The sequence below is a fragment of the Mycetohabitans endofungorum genome, assembly GCF_002927045.1.
Lineage (GTDB): Bacteria > Pseudomonadota > Gammaproteobacteria > Burkholderiales > Burkholderiaceae > Mycetohabitans > Mycetohabitans endofungorum.
On the sequence record NZ_PRDW01000008.1, the window covers coordinates 115,617 to 132,430 of the forward strand.

14 protein-coding genes are annotated in these 16,814 nt (G+C 65.0%); 5 read left to right on the plus strand and 9 right to left on the minus strand.

Annotated features, from left to right (window positions below; genetic code table 11):
* Positions 1-11 precede the first annotated feature (11 nt).
* Positions 12-1,064: a tRNA preQ1(34) S-adenosylmethionine ribosyltransferase-isomerase QueA gene (gene queA / locus B0O95_RS09460; protein WP_104077674.1), complete on the minus strand. Its 1,053-nt coding sequence runs from the start codon at positions 1,062-1,064 to the stop codon at positions 12-14.
* A gap of 104 nt (positions 1,065-1,168) precedes the next feature.
* Here queA and recG point away from each other — a divergent pair, with 104 nt between their 5' ends.
* The 4 genes from recG (at position 1,169) to ubiA (ending at position 6,238) form a co-directional block, all read left to right on the plus strand.
* Positions 1,169-3,628: an ATP-dependent DNA helicase RecG gene (gene recG / locus B0O95_RS09465; protein ID WP_199180484.1), complete on the plus strand. Its 2,460-nt coding sequence runs from the start codon at positions 1,169-1,171 to the stop codon at positions 3,626-3,628.
* Between the two features lie 116 nt (positions 3,629-3,744).
* Positions 3,745-4,704 carry a hydrogen peroxide-inducible genes activator gene (locus tag B0O95_RS09470; protein ID WP_104077675.1) on the plus strand — a complete coding sequence of 320 codons (960 nt, stop codon included), beginning with the start codon at positions 3,745-3,747 and terminating at the stop codon, positions 4,702-4,704.
* A gap of 24 nt (positions 4,705-4,728) precedes the next feature.
* Complete coding sequence (gene dps / locus B0O95_RS09475) at positions 4,729-5,211, plus strand: DNA starvation/stationary phase protection protein Dps (protein ID WP_104077720.1); 483 nt, start codon at positions 4,729-4,731, stop codon at positions 5,209-5,211.
* Positions 5,212-5,365: 154 nt separating this feature from the next.
* Positions 5,366-6,238, plus strand: coding sequence for a 4-hydroxybenzoate octaprenyltransferase (gene ubiA, locus B0O95_RS09480; RefSeq protein WP_104077721.1), 873 nt, complete (start codon positions 5,366-5,368; stop codon positions 6,236-6,238).
* A gap of 15 nt (positions 6,239-6,253) precedes the next feature.
* Here ubiA and proC read toward each other — a convergent pair whose 3' ends face one another.
* Genes proC through B0O95_RS09510 form a run of 6 tightly spaced genes read right to left on the minus strand, consistent with a single transcriptional unit; the run spans position 6,254 to position 13,090 of the window.
* Positions 6,254-7,066, minus strand: a complete 813-nt coding sequence (gene proC, locus B0O95_RS09485) for a pyrroline-5-carboxylate reductase (protein WP_104077676.1) — start codon at positions 7,064-7,066, stop codon at positions 6,254-6,256.
* 11 nt (positions 7,067-7,077) lie between these two features.
* Positions 7,078-7,782 (minus strand): YggS family pyridoxal phosphate-dependent enzyme, encoded by a 705-nt coding sequence (locus B0O95_RS09490; protein ID WP_104077677.1) that lies wholly within the window; start codon positions 7,780-7,782, stop codon positions 7,078-7,080.
* Positions 7,783-7,801: 19 nt separating this feature from the next.
* On the minus strand, positions 7,802-9,028 hold the full coding sequence (gene glcF, locus B0O95_RS09495) for a glycolate oxidase subunit GlcF (RefSeq protein WP_104077678.1): 1,227 nt from the start codon (positions 9,026-9,028) through the stop codon (positions 7,802-7,804).
* A gap of 8 nt (positions 9,029-9,036) precedes the next feature.
* Positions 9,037-10,119 (minus strand): glycolate oxidase subunit GlcE, encoded by a 1,083-nt coding sequence (gene glcE / locus B0O95_RS09500; RefSeq protein ID WP_104077722.1) that lies wholly within the window; start codon positions 10,117-10,119, stop codon positions 9,037-9,039.
* Between the two features lie 13 nt (positions 10,120-10,132).
* Positions 10,133-11,626, minus strand: coding sequence for an FAD-linked oxidase C-terminal domain-containing protein (locus B0O95_RS09505; RefSeq protein WP_104077679.1), 1,494 nt, complete (start codon positions 11,624-11,626; stop codon positions 10,133-10,135).
* Positions 11,627-11,647: 21 nt separating this feature from the next.
* Positions 11,648-13,090, minus strand: a complete 1,443-nt coding sequence (locus tag B0O95_RS09510; RefSeq protein WP_104077723.1) for an FAD-binding oxidoreductase — start codon at positions 13,088-13,090, stop codon at positions 11,648-11,650.
* A 173-nt stretch (positions 13,091-13,263) separates the two neighbouring features.
* Between B0O95_RS09510 and B0O95_RS09515 the strand changes: the two genes are divergently transcribed.
* The gene (locus B0O95_RS09515) at positions 13,264-13,812 is read left to right on the plus strand and encodes a cob(I)yrinic acid a,c-diamide adenosyltransferase (protein ID WP_104077680.1); all 549 of its coding nucleotides are present in this window, start codon (positions 13,264-13,266) and stop codon (positions 13,810-13,812) included.
* A gap of 73 nt (positions 13,813-13,885) precedes the next feature.
* Here the strand turns inward: B0O95_RS09515 and aroG are convergent, their stop codons facing one another.
* Together aroG and tldD are read right to left on the minus strand one after the other, a co-directional pair.
* Positions 13,886-14,980, minus strand: a complete 1,095-nt coding sequence (gene aroG / locus B0O95_RS09520; protein WP_104077724.1) for a 3-deoxy-7-phosphoheptulonate synthase AroG — start codon at positions 14,978-14,980, stop codon at positions 13,886-13,888.
* A 353-nt stretch (positions 14,981-15,333) separates the two neighbouring features.
* Positions 15,334-16,800, minus strand: coding sequence for a metalloprotease TldD (gene tldD, locus B0O95_RS09525; RefSeq protein ID WP_104077681.1), 1,467 nt, complete (start codon positions 16,798-16,800; stop codon positions 15,334-15,336).
* Between the last annotated feature and the right edge of the window lie 14 nt (positions 16,801-16,814).

Below are 16,814 nucleotides of genomic sequence, written 5' to 3' on the forward strand. Positions count from 1 at the left end.
GCGATGTCGGGTCATGGCTGTGCAACGGACGCGGCCCGCGTGAGCAGCATCGCGTCGCCGTAGCTGAAAAAACGGTAGCGTTGCGCGATCGCGTGGCGGTACGCGAGGCGGATCGGCTCGACACCGGCGAATGCGGACACCAACATCAGCAGCGTCGACTTCGGCAAATGAAAGTTCGTCACGAGCCGGTCGATGACGCGGAACTGGTAACCGGGCGTAATGAAGATGTCCGTTTCGGCATGGACCGCATGCAGCTCACGGCCATCGCGCTCGGCATCGCGGGCTGCCGCTTCTAGTGCGCGCATCGACGTCGTGCCGACCGCGATCACCGAGTGTCCCGCAGCTCGCGTGGCTTCGATTGCTTCAACGAGTGCTGGCGGGATGTGGTACCACTCGCTGTGCATCTTGTGCTGTGCAATGTCGTCGGTGCGCACCGGCTGGAACGTGCCGGCACCCACGTGCAGCGTCAACGTGGCACGGCGCACGCCGCGCGCATCCAGCGCAGCCAGTGTTGGCGCATCAAAGTGCAGGCCGGCGGTGGGCGCTGCGACCGCGCCTGGCGTCGTCGCGAACACGGTTTGATAGCGTGCCTCGTCGTACGTGTCGGGACTGTGCTCGATGTAGGGCGGTAGCGGCAACCGCCCATACCGGTCAATCAATTCGATGCAGTCGTGCGGGAAATGCAGCGTATGAAATGGCTCGACGCGCTCGCCGACGCTCACGTCGAATGCGCCTGCGAGCCGGATTGTCGAACCCGGCGCGGGGCGCTTGCTTGCACGGATTTGCGCGAGTGCGGTGCGCAGACCGGTCACGCGCTCGATCAGCACCTCGACGCGTCCGCCGCTCGCCTTGACCCCGTCGAAGCGGGCCTTGAGCACTTTCGTGTCGTTGAACACCAGCAGGTCGCCGGGCTCGATGCAAGCCGGCAGTTCACCGAAACGGTGGTCCAGCAGTGCGCCGCTCGGCGTGACTTCGAGCAGGCGGCTCGCGCTGCGTTCGGGCAACGCATGCTGTGCGATCAGCTCCGGGGGCAGATTAAAATCGAAATCGGACAGCGTGTACATGAAATAGGACGGGCAGCGCAACGGCACGCTCGCGCAACCGCGCTACCCTGATGCACAATGCAGGGCCGTGCCAATAAAATCGATATTGTACTTGCGATAGCCTGATGCCTTTGTCCCGTTATCCGCAGCCGGTGTTACCGCGATCAGGTGAACCCGATGCCGTGCCTGACGATGCCGCCGCAGGCGGTGCCGCCGTGCCCGGGCGCGCCGCCGTCGGGCCGTCGGCACAGCGCTCCCCGGCGGCCACGGTCGGCGACAAGGCTGCGGTCCAAGCCGCTGCTGACACGGCTGCCCAAGCTGTCGGCAGTCCCGCCATTCGGCCCGCTGGTAACGATTCGGCTAAGCCTACCGACAAGGCTGCGACGGGGCCCACCATCCAGGCCCTGGCTGAACCTGCTACCGACGCTTCGGCCAAGCTCGCTACCGACGCTCCAGCCAAGCCCGCTACCGAGACTTCAGTCAAACCCGCCGCCAAGGCGGCGGCCAAGCCCGCCGGCAAGTCGGGTGGCAGGCCGAGCGATAAATTGGCTCGGCTGGGGCTGGCGCGTGACATCGACCTGGTGCTGCATTTGCCGATGCGCTACGAGGACGAGACGACGCTGACGCCGATCGGCAAATTGCTGCCGGGCATGACCGCGCAGGTCCAGGGTGAAGTGGTGGACAACGAAATCGCCTACCGACCACGCCGCCAGATGCTGGTACGGCTGCGCGACGAGCATGGCGATGCGCTGATGCTGCGGTTTCTGAACTTTTGGGGCTCCCAGACCCGGCAACTCGCGTCTGGCGCGCGCTTGCGCGTGCGTGGCGACGTGCGGGGGGGCTTCTTCGGGATGGAGATGGTGCACCCGGCATACCGAGTGGTCGAAGACGATGCGCCGTTGCCTGACGCATTGACGCCTGTGTATCCGAGTACGGCCGGCGTATCGCAGGCGTATTTGCGCCGTGCGATCGACAGCGCGCTGCAACGCACACCCTTGCCGGAGTTGCTGCCGCCGCGGATCGCCGACGCGTTCCTGGCCCCGCTTGGGGTGCCGTCGCTGGCCGATGCGGTGCGCACGCTGCATCACCCGCGTGCGGATGCGGATGAGGCCGCCCTAATGGACCGAACCCATCCGGCGTGGTTGCGGATCAAATTCGAGGAGTTGCTCGCGCAGCAATTGTCGCTCAAACGCGCGCATGACGAGCGGCGCTTGCGCGCCGCACCGGCAATGGCGCGTCGTCCCGCCGCTGATCGCGACGCGCTCGTCACGCGGTTGCATGCCGCACTGCCGTTCCAACTGACCGGCGCGCAGCAGCGGGCCAGCGAGCAAATTGCGGTGGATCTGGCCGCGGCGCATCCGATGCAGCGGTTGCTGCAGGGGGACGTGGGCAGCGGCAAGACGGTGGTCGCCGCGCTGGCGGCGGCGCAGGCGATTGATGCCGGCTACCAGGCGGCGCTGATGGCCCCCACCGAGTTGCTGGCCGAACAACATGCGCGCAAACTGCGCGGCTGGCTCGAGCCGCTGGGTGTGCGCACTGCGTGGCTGGCCGGTAGCCTGAAGGCGCGTGATAAGCGCGCCGCACTGGAGGCGGTGGCCAGCGGCGACGCGCAGCTGGTGGTCGGCACGCATGCGATGATCCAGGAGGCGGTGAAATTCGCCCGGCTTGGTTTGGTGATCGTGGACGAGCAGCACCGCTTTGGCGTCGAGCAGCGGCTTGCATTGCGCGCGAAGGCGCAGGCCGAAGCCGCGGTGTCGGGGTTCCAGCCACATCAATTGATGATGTCCGCGACGCCGATTCCGCGCACGCTCGCGATGACGTACTACGCGGACCTGGATGTGTCCACGATCGATGAGTTACCACCGGGGCGCACGCCGGTGCTTACCAAGCTGGTATCGGACGCGCGTCGCGATGAAGTGATTGCCCGCGTGCGCGAGGCCGCCCTGGCTGGACGCCAAGTGTACTGGGTGTGCCCGTTGATCGAGGAGAGCGAGGCGCTGCAACTGCAGACTGCCGTGGACACCTATGAGACACTCGTCGTCGCGCTGCCGCAGCTGCAGGTGGGGCTGGTGCACGGTCGCCTGGCGGCAGCCGACAAGGCCGACGTGATGGCGCGCTTTACCCGCAATGAGATTCATTTGCTGGTAGCGACCACGGTGATCGAGGTTGGCGTTGACGTGCCCAATGCGTCGTTGATGGTGATCGAGCACGCGGAGCGCTTCGGCCTCGCGCAATTGCACCAATTACGCGGCCGGGTCGGCCGGGGCAGCCAGTCGTCGGTGTGCCTGCTGATGTACGCCAGCCCGCTGTCGTTGGCGGCGCGCGAACGACTGCGCACGATGCGCGAGACCACAGACGGTTTCGAGATCGCGCGCCGGGATCTGGAGATCCGTGGCCCAGGCGAATTCCTTGGCGCGCGGCAATCCGGCGCAGCGATGTTGCGCTTTGCAGACATCGAACAGGATGCTTGGCTGATCGAGCCGGCACGGCGCGCGGCCGAGCGGCTGCTGGGCGAGTATCCGCAGGCCGCCGCCGCGCACTTGGCACGTTGGCTCGGCAGCCGCGAGCAGTACTTGAAGGCGTGAAGGTGAGAAGGCAGGTTTCCGGCCATGCCGGCGAGGGGGATAAAGGCCCCTTGGCAAATGGGCCGGCAACGCGTATAAGAGAAATCTATCGAAAGTATCGCCTTGATTAGTCGATAATGACGCTCACCGAACTCAAGTACATCGTTGCCGTTGCCCGGGAACGCCATTTTGGCCGGGCGGCGGAGGCGTGTTTCGTCAGCCAGCCGACGTTGTCGGTCGCGATTAAGAAGCTCGAGGACGAACTGAACGTTCAGATCTTCGAGCGTGGTACCAGCGAGGTCAGCGTCACGCCGATCGGCGAGCAGATCGTCACCCAGGCGCAACGTGTGCTCGAGCAGACGCTCGCAATCAAGGAAATCGCCAAGCAGGGCAAGGATCCGCTGGTCGGGCCGCTGCGGCTCGGCGTGATTTATACGATCGGCCCGTATTTGCTGCCGGCGCTGGTCAAGCAGATGATCGAGACGGTGCCGCAGATGCCGCTGATGCTGCAGGAGAACTTCACGCTGAAGCTGATCGAACTGCTCAAGCAAGGCGAGATCGACGTCGCGATCATGGCGCTGCCGTTCCCGGAAACCGGCTTGATGGTCCGTGCGCTGTATGACGAACCGTTCGTGGTCGCGCTTCCTGCGGGACACCCGTGGGAGCGGCGCAATGCGATCAATGCCGAGGACCTGAAACAGGAAACGATGTTGCTGCTGGGCAGCGGCCACTGTTTCCGGGACCATGTGCTGGGCGTGTGCCCGGAGCTAATGCGCTTTTCGCAGAACGCGGACGGGATTCAGAAGACGTTCGAGGGCAGCTCGCTGGAGACGATCCGTCACATGGTGGCCAGCGGCGTGGGCATCACCGTGCTGCCGCGCACCTCGGTGCAGGAAGTACGCGCGCATGCGAGCGGCGTGGACAATGGCCTGCTTAGCTACGTGCCGTTTACCGAGCCGCAGCCGGACCGGCGCGTGGTGCTGGCATGGCGCAAGAGCTTCACGCGGATGCCGGCGATCGATGCGATCTGCGATGCGGTCCGCGCGTGCGAGTTACCCGGTACGCGCAAACTCGAATTGCCCGCCGCGGTCAACTGACTGTTTTTTTCCACGGAGGCCATGATGTCACTTCACCCCACTCGTAACACGCTGCCCGAGGACATCCGCCGCCAATCGATCGGCTTGCTTGGACAGTCATTGATCACGGCAATCGATCTTCAGCGGCAGGCGAAGCAGGCGCATTGGAATGTCCAGGGGCCACAATTCATCGCATTGCACCTGTTGTTCGACGAAGTCCACTCGGCAGCGGTCGAATGGGCGGACTTGAGTGCCGAGCGACTGGTCGCACTTGGCGGCACAGCGGATGGCCGCATTCAGCAGGTCGCCGGCCAATCGCCACTGCCGCCGTATCCGCTCGAACTCAGGGATGGCAAGGACCACGTCCGGCAACTTGCCGATGCGTTGGCCAAGTACGGCCAGCAGGTCCACCAGGCGATCATCGCAACGGCCGACGTCGGCGACCCGACATCGTCCGATCTGTTCACCGAAATTTCCCGCGGCGTGGACGAACACCTGTGGAAGGTCGACGCGCATCACTACGGGTGATGGCCTGCGCGCCGGTCCGCTGTCCGGGCGGCCCGGCCCACGCGAAGCGGCGCGGCGCGACCAGCAGGCGGCAAACGACAAGCAGCAAGCAGCGGCCTACGCGCGTTTTCACCTAGAATAACGGATCACGACGTTTCGATCCGAGTGCTGCATGATGTCCACGCTAACCTTGCGTCTGCCGTTGTATTTCCGCCTGCTGCGGCTGCACAGGCCGATCGGCAGCGTGCTGCTGCTGTGGCCGACGCTCAATGCGTTATGGGTAGCAGCAGACGGCCATCCCCCCGCCTATATCGTTGCGATCTTCGCGATTGGCACTGTTCTGATGCGCTCGGCCGGATGCGCGGTCAACGATTACGCAGACCGCGATTTCGACAAGCATGTGAAGCGCACGCAGGATCGCCCTCTCACGTCGGGCCAGATTGCCCCGTGGGAAGCACTTGCGGTAGCGGCCGTGCTTGCGCTGGTGTCGTTCCTGCTGATCCTGCCGCTGAACTCGCTGACCAAGTGGCTCTCTGTCGCGGCGCTGTTCGTGGCGGGCACGTATCCGTTTATGAAGCGCTTTTTCGCGATTCCGCAGGCCTACTTGGGCATTGCGTTCGGCTTCGGGATCCCAATGGGGTTCGCCGCGATCCAGGGCCATGTGCCGCCGCTCGCGTGGCTGATGCTGCTGGCGAACGTGTTCTGGTCGCTCGCCTACGACACCGCCTACGCGATGGTGGACCGCGATGATGACATCAAGATCGGCATTCGCACGTCCGCATTGACGTTCGGCCGTTTCGACGTGCTGGCCGTGATGCTGTGCTACGCAGCGATGCTGGGCATTTATGCGTGGATCGGCTATGCACGGCACTGGTCCGTCGCGTACTGGGCTGGATGGGCGGGCGCACTCGGCTGTGCAGCGTACCACTACACGTTGATCCGCGACCGCGACCGGATGCGGTGCTTTGCGGCGTTCATGCACAACAACTGGCTCGGCGGTATTCTGTTCGCCGGTCTCGCCGCGCACTATGCAAGCACGGGGCTCTAAGCGCGCGGCGCCTGCTCATTGTTTGCCGAACGCGCCGCCCATCTGGATCGCTCGGGTGTGGGCCGCCAACGCGCCGCGTACGATCGCCGCGCCGATGCCGTCGGCCTCGAAGGACTCGAGCGCGGCGGCCGTTGTGCCACCTTTCGAGGTCACGCGCTCGCGCAGCACGCTGGCGGACTCGCCTGACTGTGCGGCCAGTTGGGCGGCACCGGTGAACGTGGCGAGCGCCAGGGCGCGCGCCTGTTCATCGTCGAGTCCCAATTGGCGCGCGGCGCGCTGCAGGGCCTCGATGAAGTAGAACACGTAGGCCGGGCCGCTGCCGGAAATGGCCGTCACTGCATCGATTTTCGATTCATCGTCGCACCACACGATCTCGCCGACCGCGCGCAGCACCCGCTCGGCGAGCGCTCGGTCGGTATCATCGACACCGTGTAGCGCTGCCAGACCGGTTACGCCCATGCCAATCAGCGCTGGGGTATTGGGCATCGTGCGCACCACGCGCGGGTAGCCGTTGAGCCAATGCGAGATGTCTGCCGCGCGGATCCCGGCGGCAATGCTGATGATCAGCTGCGCACGCAGCCACGGCGCGAGCGATTCGACCACGGTTTTCATCACCTGAGGCTTGACCGCGATGACGATCGCATCGTAGTCGCCGAGCGAGGCGTCGACAGCGTCGCCGGTATGTATCGAGTGTTGTTGCGCCAAGCGCGCGCGCGCGTCGGCTGACGGGTCGATGGCGTACAGGTCGGCGGTCGGGATGCCACGCTTGAGCAGCCCGCCGATCAGGGCGGCGGCCATGTTGCCTGCGCCGATGAATGCAATTTTCATGGGGATTCCGTTCAGTGAGTGGGATAGGTTCGTGCGCCGAAAATCGCGGTGCCGACCCGCACGATCGTCGCGCCTTCGAGAATGGCCGCGTCCAGATCGGCCGACATGCCCATCGACAGTGTATCGAGGCCGAGGCCTTGTGCATTGACAGCATCGAATAGTTCGCGCAATCGCCGATGCGGCGCGCGCTGCGCGTGCAGCCCGGACACGGGCTCAGGGATCGACATCAGTCCGCGCAGCCGCAGCCGGGGCAGCGCCGCCACGTCGCGTGCCAGCGTGGCAACATCATCGGGCGCGACGCCGCTCTTGGACGCCTCGCCACTGACGTTGACCTGCACGCAGACATTGAGCGGCGGCAGGTGGGCGGGCCGTTGCTCGGACAGCCGGTGCGCGATCTTGAGTCGGTCGACCGAATGCACCCAGTCGAACTGCTCAGCGACCGGCCGCGTCTTGTTCGACTGCAGTGGCCCGATGAAATGCCATTCGAGCGACGCACGCAACGGCTGCAGGGTGGCGATCTTGTCCAATGCCCCCTGCACATAGTTTTCACCGAACGCCTGCTGGCCCGCCGCGTGGGCGGCGCGTAGGGTGTCGGCCGGAAAGGTCTTGGACACGGCGAGCAATTGCACGCTCGCCGGATCGCGGCCGGCGGCCGCAGCCACCGCGGCAATACGTCGGCGGACTTCGTCCAAATGTTGCGCAATGAGGGAGGGCATGACGTGGAACGGGAAGGGTTTAATCGGACAGCAGGCGATCGACGAGTTCGATCCAATGCGCGACCGGCGTCGACGTGCCGCTTTGTAGGTGCGCAATGCAGCCCACGTTCGCCGAGACGATCATCTGCGGCTCGAGTGCCGACAAGCGTTCGAGCTTCTGGTTGCGCAGCGTGTAGGACAGCGCCGGCTGCAGCACCGAGTACGTGCCGGCCGAGCCGCAGCAAATGTGTGCGTCGGATGGCACACGCACTTCCAGGCCAAGCGCCTGGAGCAGCCGCTCGACGCGCCCGGTGATTTTCTGCCCATGCTGCAGCGTGCATGGCGGGTGGTAGGCGACCGTATGGATGCCGCGCCGGCGTAGGCGGGACGCGAGTTCGGCTTCATAGCGGGGCAGCAGCTCGGCCAGGTCCTGTGCCAGGCCGGCCACGTGCGCCGCCTTGTGGGCGTACGCTGGATCGTCGCGCAGCAGGTGTGCGTATTCCTTGATCGTTACGCCGCATCCGGAGGCATTGATGACGATGGCGGCGGCGCCCTGCTCGATGTGGGGCCACCATGCGTCGATGTTGCGGCGTGCGTCATCGAGCGCCTGTGCGTGGTACCCCAGGTGCAGCCGGATGGCACCGCAGCAGCCGGCGTCGCCGGCCACGACCGGTTCAATGCCGAGCGCGTCGAGCACGCGCGCGGTCGCTACGTTGATGTTGGGCATCATGCCGGGCTGCACGCAGCCGGTCAGCATTAGCATCTTGGTTGGGTGCCGCGCTGTTGGCCACGCGCGCGGACGTTGCCGTGGTGGCACCTTGTCGCGCAGCCGCTTGGGTAGCAGCGCACGCAAATGCTGTCCGAGCCGCATCGCCGGCGTGAACAGTGCCGCATTCGGCAGCAAGCTTGCCAGCAGGCGCCGTACGAGCCGCGAGCGCCAACGGCGCGGCACCTTCTGCTCGACAAGCTTGCGCCCGATTTGCGCCAGTCGCCCGTACTGCACGCCGGACGGACAAGTCGTCTCGCAATTGCGGCACGTCAGACAGCGGTCCAGGTGCAACTGCGTGCTACGCGTGACCGGTGCGCCCTCAAGCATTTGCTTGATCAAATAGATGCGCCCGCGCGGGCCGTCCAACTCGTCGCCGAGGATTTGATAGGTGGGGCAGGTCGCCATGCAGAAACCGCAATGCACGCATCTGCGCAGGATGGCATTGGCCTCGTTGCCGTCCGGTGTATTGCGAATGAAGTCCGCGAGATTGGTCTGCATCGCAGCAGTCAGAAGTCCGGGTAGAGCCGGCCACGATTGAAGATGCGTGCCGGGTCGAATACCGCTTTCAGGCGGCGATGAATGTTCATCAGCGGCGAGGGCAGCGGGGTGAACACACTGACGTTACGATTGTAGCGCGAACCGCAGCGAAACAGCGTCGCATGGCCGCCGGCCTGCCGCGCCGCCATGCGCACCGTCTGCGCATCGGTATCGGTGACCCACCAGCGCTGCGCGCCGCCCCATTCCATCAACTGGGCACCGGGTAACTGTAGCGGTTCGGTGATCGATGGCAGCGACAGGCGCCATAGCGCCGCGTCGGCTGGAATCATCTGAAAGAACGCATCGGTCTGCTCGCGCAGCCCCATCCAGAAGCGCTCGGCCTCCACCGCGTCGACCACCTCGCCGCCGAGCCTGTTGCGCGCGCTTTTGAGCGCGCTGTCCGCACCGCCCAGTCGCAACGCCAGCGTGCCGTTGCGCCATGCACTGGCGGTCAGCGGCAGCGGTCGGCCAGCCCATTCGTTGAGCTTGCGTACCGCGTCGGTGCCGTTCATGTCGAACTTCAGCGTCAACTCCGCATTCGGGCGTGGCAGCACTTTCAACGACACGTCTAGCAGCAGGCCGAGCGTGCCGAGTGAGCCGGCCATCAGCCGCGCGATATCGTAGCCGGCGACATTCTTCATCACGCGCCCGCCAAAGCGCAGCACGTCGCCGCGTCCGTTCATCACAGTCGTACCCAGCACGAAGTCGCGCGGCGCGCCCGCGCTGGCCCGGCGTGGGCCAGCCAGACCGGCGGCGATGCAACCGCCGATTGTCGCGCTACGACCGAAGTGCGGCGGCTCGAACGCGAGCATTTGACGATGCTCGGCCAGTGCCGCCTCGATGTCGGCCAACGGCGTGCCGCAGTACGCGGTGATCACCAGTTCGGCCGGATCGTAGGCGATGATGCCGCTTACCACGCGCGTATCGAGCACTTCCCCCTCGATGTGCTGGCCATACCACGACTTGGTGCCGCCGCCGCGGATCTGCAGCGGCACGCCGCGCTCGCTGGCTTGCATGACCTGCGAGCGCAGGCTCGCGTAGGGGTGTGGCATCTGCGTCATCGTGTCAGAACCTGGGCAACTCGGGATGCGGCAGCAGACCTCGATGGACCCGCATCCTGCCGTACTCGGCACAGCGCGCCCGCGTCGGGATGCCCTTGCCCGGATTCAGCAGCCCTGACGGGTCGAACGCGCGCTTGACCGCGAGGAACGCGTCGCGCTCCTGCGCACAGAACTGCACGCACATCGAATCGATCTTCGCGATGCCCACGCCATGCTCGCCGGTGAGCGTGCCGCCGAACGCCACGCAGGCCTCCAGAATTTGTGTGCCGAATGCCTCGGCGCGTCGCCACTCATCGGGATCGTTGCCGTTGAACAGGATCAGCGGATGCATGTTGCCGTCGCCCGCATGGAAGACGTTCATGCAGCGCAGCCCGTATTGGTTTTCCATCTCGGCGATGCGCGCGAGCAGCGGCCCGATCGCCCGCCGCGGCACGGTACCGTCCATGCAATAGTAGTCCGGCGAGATGCGTCCCGCGGCCGGAAATGCATTCTTGCGCCCGGACCAGAACTTGAGCCGCTCCGTCTCCGAGCGCGAGATCTGGATCCGCGTCGCGCCGTGCGCACGCAGCACCGCAGTCATGCGCACGATCTCGTCGGCAACCTCCTCGGGCGTGCCGTCGGACTCGCACAGCAGGATGGCCTGCGCGTCCAGGTCGTAGCCGGCCTGCACGAATTCCTCCACCGCGTGCGTGGCCGGCTTGTCCATCATTTCGAGGCCCGCAGGCACGATGCCGGCCGCGATGATCGCCGCGACCGCGTCGCCGCCCTTGACCACGTCATCAAAGCTGGCCATGATGACCTGCGCCACTTGCGGCTTCGGGATCAGCCGGACCGTCACTTCCGTGACGACGGCAAACATGCCCTCGCTGCCGATCAATACCGCCAACAGGTCCAGCCCTGCACAATCCGGCCCCAGTGAGCCGAACTCGACCAGCTCGCCCTCCATCGTGACCGCGCGCACGCGCAGCACGTTATGTACGGTCAAGCCGTATTTCAAGCAATGCACGCCGCCCGAATTCTCGGCGACATTGCCTCCGATCGTGCAGGCGATCTGCGATGATGGATCAGGCGCGTAGTACAGCCCGTATGGCGCGGCCGCCTCCGAGATCGCCAGATTGCGTACACCCGGCTGGACCGTCGCGGTACGCGCGTAGGGATCGATGTTGACGATCTTTTTGAGGCGCGCGAGCGACAGCACGATGCCATCGCGCAGCGGCATTGCACCACCGGACAGACCCGTGCCGGCGCCGCGCGGCACCACCGGCACGTTGAGCCGGTAGCATGTCTGCAGCACGTGCTGCACTTGCGATTCTGTCTCGGGCAGCACCACCGCGAGCGGCAGCTGTCGATACGCGGCAAGCCCGTCGCATTCGTACGGTGCCGTATCCTCGGCGCGATACAGCAGGCAATGCGTGGGCACAACCGTCATTAGCGCCTGAACCACTTCGCGTTGTCGTGCCGCGATAGCTTCTAGGGACGGTTCGACTGAAGCGTTCATAGCGTGCTCCGCGCGACGTGTCTAGTGCGGTCCGTGAAAGGCAAAGATCTTGCCAGGATTCATCAGATTGTGCGGATCGAGCGCATGCTTGATCGCTCGCATCGTGTCAACGGCATCCGCGCCATGCTCGTCGACGAGGAAATCCATCTTGTGCAGGCCGACGCCGTGCTCGCCGGTGCACGTGCCGCCAAAGCGCAGCGCGCGTGATACGAGCCGCTGGTTCAACTGCTCCGCCTCCTGAATCTCGGCCGGGCTAGCGGGGTCAATCAGCATCGCGACGTGGAAGTTGCCGTCGCCGACGTGGCCTACGATCGGACACAGCAGTGACGATTGCTTCAGGTCTGCCTCTGTCTGTTCGATGCATTCAGCCAGCCGCGAGATCGGCACGCACACGTCGGTGGTCAGCGCGCGGCAACCGGGGCGCAGCTGCAACATTGCAAAGTATGCGCTGTGCCGCGCGTTCCACAACCGGCTGCGCTCTTCCGGGCGAGTGGCCCATGCAAAGCCTTGCCCCCCATGTTGCGCGGCAATGTCCTGCACCGTCTGCGCCTGCTCGCGCACGCCGGTCTCGCTGCCGTGGAACTCGAAGAACAGCGTTTGCGTCTGCGGCAATGTCAGGTTCGAGTGGCGGTTGATCGCACGGATCGCGAGCGCGTCGACAAATTCCACGCGCGCCACCGGCACGCCGAGCTGGATCGTCTCGATCACGGTGCGCACGGCGTCGCCCATGCTCGGGAACGCGCACATGGCCGCGGAAATCGCTTCGGGCAACGGGTACAGGCGTACGGTGACCTCGGTGATCACGCCGAGCGTGCCTTCGGAGCCGACGAAGACGCGTGTTAGGTCGTAGCCGGCCGACGATTTGCGCGCGCGCGAGCCCGTGTGGATGATGCGTGCATCGGCTCGCACCACTGTCAAACCCAGTACGTTTTCGCGCATCGTGCCGTAGCGGACCGCGTTCGTGCCTGAAGCGCGCGTGGCGGCCATGCCGCCGATGCTCGCGTCGGCGCCGGGGTCGATCGGGAAGAACAAGCCGGTGTCGCGCAGCGCGTCATTGAGCGCCTTGCGCGACACGCCGGCTTGCACGGTGGCTGTCAGGTCGTGCGCGTCGATCGACAACACGCGGTTCATCTCGGACAGATCAATCGTCACACCACCCTGTACCGCGAGCAGATGGCCTTCGAGCGACGAGCCGTTGCCATACGGAATCACCGGTACCTCGTACTGCGCGCACAGTGCGACAATGGCCGCGACCTCCTGCGTTGTGCGGGCGTAGACGACTGCATCCGGCCACTGCGGATCGAACATCGACTCGTCGCGCCCATGGTGAGCGCGCACGGCTTCGGCGACCGAGACGCGTTCGTCGAATGCGGCCTTGAGCGCCTCGAGCAGTGATGGAGGGAAGGGCTTGCGCACGGCGGCACGCGCAATCGAATGAGTCACGGGGTGGTCTCCTGAACGCATGGCATGCAAGCGGGTCAACTGATTTGCTATTTTAAGCCAATGCGCATTGCCCAAGCCGCTTGCATCGCGAGGTAGGGTGCTGGACGAGACCGCGTGGCAGCATGCACGTCACTATAATGCGCGTCGGACACGGCAAACTGCCCTCGATCCGGTTGTCAATTACAGGAGCCATGATGGGAAACCGCTTGAGCAAGATCGTCACGCGCACAGGTGACGACGGCACCACCGGCCTGGGGAACACGAGCCGCGTGGCCAAGGACGATACGCGCATCGCGGCGATCGGCGACGTAGACGAGCTGAACTCATCGCTGGGCGTGCTGCTGGCCGAAACATTGCCGGCCCGTGTGCGGGAGATGCTCGTCGCGGTGCAGCACGATTTGTTTGACGTCGGTGCGCAGCTATGCATGCCGGGCGAGGTGATGATCGTGGGCGAGCATGTCGCGCGGCTCGACGACTGGCTCGAGTACTTCAATGCGCAACTGCCACCGCTGCGCGAGTTCGTTCTGCCCGGCGGCTCGCGGCCGGCTGCGTTGTCGCACCTGTGCCGCACCATTTGCCGGCGAGCCGAGCGCACGATCGTCGCGCTCGGCCATGAACAAGCCGTCGATGCGGCGCTGCGGCAGTACGTGAACCGCCTGTCGGACCTGCTGTTCGTCCTGGCTCGCGTGCTTAATGGCGAGACGGGCCAGCCGGAGGTGCTGTGGCGGCATGAGCGGGCGTAAGGGGCCGCTCATGCCGGTGTCACGGCATGGTGCCGCCAGCCCATTGCGGCGCATGGCCATGTTCCGCTGTCCGTCAATGGCCACCGCCGTCGATTGCATTGCGATGAATCGCTGTCGCCCGCCGTTGCCGGACCGCTTGGGCTAGTCCTTCGAGCACCGTCACGCTATCATCCCAGCCGATGCAGGCGTCGGTGACGCTCTGACCGTAGGTCAACTCGCAGCCGTCTTTCAAATCCTGGCGTCCCGCGACCAGATGGGACTCCACCATCACGCCGACAATGCGCTCGTCGCCGGCGGCGACTTGCCGAGCGATGTCCGCGCAGACCGGAATTTGGTTTTCGTGCTTCTTCTCGCTGTTCGCATGGCTTGCATCGATCATCACTCGCGCCGCCAGCCCCGACTTGCCGATTGCGGAGCACGCGGCATCGACGCTTGCTGCATCATAGTTCGGCGTTTTGCCGCCGCGCAGGATGAGGTGACAGTCCTCGTTGCCAGCAGTCGATACGATCGCCGAATGACCGCCCTTGGTCACCGACAGGAAATGGTGCGGTTGCGAAGCGGCCTTGATCGCGTCAACCGCGATTTTCACGTTGCCGTCGGTGCCGTTCTTGAAGCCGACCGGGCACGACAATCCGGAGGCCAGTTCCCGATGTACCTGCGATTCGGTGGTGCGTGCGCCGATTGCACCCCACGAGATCAAATCGGCGATGTATTGCGGGCTGATCATGTCGAGGTACTCCGTGCCGGCCGGCAGCCCGAGCGCGTTGATTCGCACCAGCAGTTCGCGCGCGGTACGTAATCCGTCGTTGATCTTGAAGCTGTTGTCCATGTAAGGGTCGTTGATCAACCCCTTCCAGCCCACGGTCGTGCGCGGCTTCTCGAAGTACACACGCATCACGATTTCCAATTCGCCGGCAAAGCGTTTGCGCTGCTCCACCAGGCGCTGTGCGTACTCTAGTGCCGCACGCGTGTCGTGGATCGAGCACGGGCCAATCACGACGATGAGCCGGTCGTCCATGCCGTGCAGGATCCGATGCAGCGATTGGCGAGCGTTGAAGATCAGGTCAGCGACGTGCTCCTCGCAGGGAAACTCCCGCAGCAGGTGCGCGGGCGGCGTCAATTCCTTAAGCTCGCGGATTCGGACATCATCGGTGTTGTGCAGGGCCATCATTGTTCTCCGGTTCAACGGTACGCGCCTCGCGCGCGGTGTTCGGGGCCTGGCGCTTGGCGAAAAAAAACCGCCAGGCGAGCTGGCGGTTTTTTCGGGAATGTGGGGTGATTCGCTTGTCCGTCACCCACCCTCTCGGTCCGCCAGCGGCCTGAGATGCCAAAAGAAATAAAAGTAAAACTTGGCGGACATCGCGAAATGCAAACGAATTGAAAGGTGGCGTCGGTTCCGAGTACGCCAACTTTATACTCTGGACGACCCCCCGTTGGCAACAGGGGAGCGACAATGACGACACATGATTGCGTCATTTCAATAAAAACCGCAATCCGCTTGCGGCATCTGCGCGATTGGCGTCATACCGTGCCACCCACCGTCATGCGGTCGATGCGCAGCGTCGGCTGCCCGACGCCGACCGGCACGCTCTGGCCTTCTTTGCCGCACACGCCCACGCCCGTGTCTAACGACATGTCGTTGCCGATCATCGACACGTACTTGAGCGACTCCGGTCCGCTGCCCACTAGCGTCGCGCCCTTGACCGGATAGGCAATCTTGCCGTTCTCGATCATGTAGGCCTCGGAGGCTGAGAACACAAACTTGCCGTTCGTGATATCGACCTGTCCGCCGCCGAAGTTGACCGCGTACAGGCCATGCTCGACCGACGCGATGATCTCGGCGGGATTCTTGTCGCCGCCCAACATGTAGGTGTTGGTCATGCGCGGCATCGGCAACGCGGCATACGATTCGCGCCGCGCGTTGCCGGTCACCTTCATCTTCATCAGCCGCGCGTTTAGCGTGTCCTGCATGTAGCCGGTCAGGATGCCGTCCTCGATTAGCGTCGTGCATTGCGTGGGGTTGCCCTCGTCATCGATGTTCAGCGATCCGCGCCGGTTCGCCAGCGTGCCGTCGTCAACCACCGTGACACCGTTGGCCGCGACCCGCTCGCCGATGCGTCCGGCGAACGCCGACGAGCCCTTGCGGTTGAAGTCGCCTTCCAATCCGTGGCCGATCGCCTCGTGCAGCAGTACGCCCGGCCAGCCCGGCCCGAGCACGACGGTCATCGTGCCGGCGGGCGCGGGGCGCGCCTCCAGGTTCACCAGCGCGGCATGCACCGCGTCGTCGACGTATCGCGCCAGCACTTCGTCGGTGAAGTAGCCATAGTCGTAGCGGCCTCCGCCACCGCCGGAGCCGAGCTCGCGGCGCCCGTTCTGCTCGGCGATCACGGTGACCGACATGCGCACGAGCGGACGCACGTCGGCGGCCAGTGCCCCGTCGCTGCGTGCTACCAGCACGACGTCGTATTCGCCCGCCAGGCCCGCCATGACCTGTGTGATGCGTGGATCCTTCGCGCGAGCCATTTTTTCGACGCGCTCCAGCAGTGCCACTTTCGCATTCGCATCCAGCGAGTGCAGCGGATCGGCCGGCCGATACAGGTCGCGGCCCGCGACGCCGTGCAACGCACCGGCCACCCGCACGCGAGCCTTTCCGCCCCCCGCACGGGCGATCGCGCGGGTGGCCTGGGCTGCTTGTGCCAGCGCTTGCGGCGACAAGTCATCCGAGTACGCGAATGCGGTGCGTTCGCCGGCTACCGCGCGCACGCCCACGCCCTGGTCGATGCTGAAGCTGCCCGATTTGACGATGCCTTCCTCCAGGCTCCACGCTTCGCTGCGGGTTGTCTGGAAGTACAGGTCCGCGTAGTCAACGCGATGGGAAAAAATCTCGCCCAGCGTGCGCACCAGGATGGCCTCATCGAGCCCGTAGCGCGTGAGCAGCAGGTCCTTGGCGGTGGCGAGATGGCAGAGGTTTGGTTCGATGATGTTCATGCGGGCTCGCCCGT